A 1,277-nucleotide genomic window follows, 5' to 3' on the forward strand; every position below is an offset into this window, starting at 1 on the left:
TTTCTTTTTCTCTCTAGTAACAATGATCGCAGAGGTAGAAGTGGCGGTCGCGAGCGCTGTTCCTACCATCATCAGATGCAGTTGACCCGAAGAAATGATCGCACTAACGAACAGAGAAGAAGCTACTTGAATGAAGGTTTTTATCATCTTTTCTTCTTTTGAGTATAGTGTGTACGGACAAATGAGTTCCACCTAGCTCCATTAGGCGGCCTTAACTAGGTGTGAACAATTTTTATCGTAATAGGGTTTTTAACGGGGTTCAAGCAATGTCATGCGAACGCCCATCTTCTGATTTTATCAAGCAAAGCGGCCGAAAGACTTCAACGAGAAGTGCAGTCAAGAGAAGATTTTATCGCCGATATTAATACTTGGCGAATTGATGTCCTCGATCTCAGGAAGCGAGGTATTTTTCTCATTACTCAGTAATTTCTTCGTACAAGCAGGGAATTAAGGGAATTATCGCTCAAATTACCGCCATTGACCGGCAAGAGGGCGATTCCCCTGAAATTCATTATCTCAAATCCGAGAATAGGAGTCTGGTAGGCTCCATGAATAACATAAAGAATTTAATCGCTAAATTAGATCAGTACAATGCGGTTGATAACGAAAGATTTGCAGAAATAATTAATCAGACTCCCTTTAAATATTTATCTTACCTTACCCCAACCGAATGTTACCAAAATCTCTTGAATCAATCGAAGGTAGTACAATAAAACGGTCGCGTTTTAATCTGTGCGATTATGTGATCGATTGTCGAGACTGAGGGAAGGGGAAGAACTGGAAGATACCGCCCTCGCTTTCTTAGGAATCTTGGGGAAACTACAGCGACCTTACCTGAGCGCGTTAGAAGAGGAAATGCTGACCATGTTAGAGAAGTATTACGGGTTAGTGACCGATTGACGCTCCGCGATAGATACGACAATCGCCCCTCTAACCATCAATCATTGCGGCGGTAGAATAAGGAGGCGCGTTTCGATAACGGGATGTCAACGGAAGTGAACGTACCCCACAATAGAGATGTACCCGCGACCGATCGATCATCGAAAATTTGGGTCTGAAACCCCGTCGTTCTAGGTTGGCTTTACTGTTAAATATTAGCGCATTTACACGATATATGCTAAAATGTGAGGCATGGAAAAGCTATCGCTACCGATTTTACCCCACACCCGAACAAGAGTCGCTATTGCGGCGCACATTGGGCTGTGTAAGATTAGTTTACAACAAAGCTCTCCACGAACGAACACAAGCTTGGTACGAAAAGCAAGAAAGAGTAGGCT

At 43.2% G+C, this 1,277-nt stretch carries 2 protein-coding genes; both read left to right on the plus strand.

Annotation, left to right across the window (positions count from 1 at the left end):
• Window positions 1–732: 732 nt before the first annotated feature.
• On the plus strand, window positions 733–900 hold the full coding sequence (locus IQ242_RS25050; RefSeq protein WP_193961816.1) for a hypothetical protein: 168 nt from the start codon (window positions 733–735) through the stop codon (window positions 898–900).
• A 214-nt stretch (window positions 901–1,114) separates the two neighbouring features.
• The coding region (locus IQ242_RS25055) for a helix-turn-helix domain-containing protein (RefSeq protein ID WP_193961817.1) at window positions 1,115–1,277 on the plus strand (163 nt) is incomplete at its 3' end.

This window comes from Microcystis sp. LEGE 08355, assembly GCF_015207185.1.
In the GTDB taxonomy this organism is placed as follows: domain Bacteria; phylum Cyanobacteriota; class Cyanobacteriia; order Cyanobacteriales; family Microcystaceae; genus Microcystis; species Microcystis panniformis.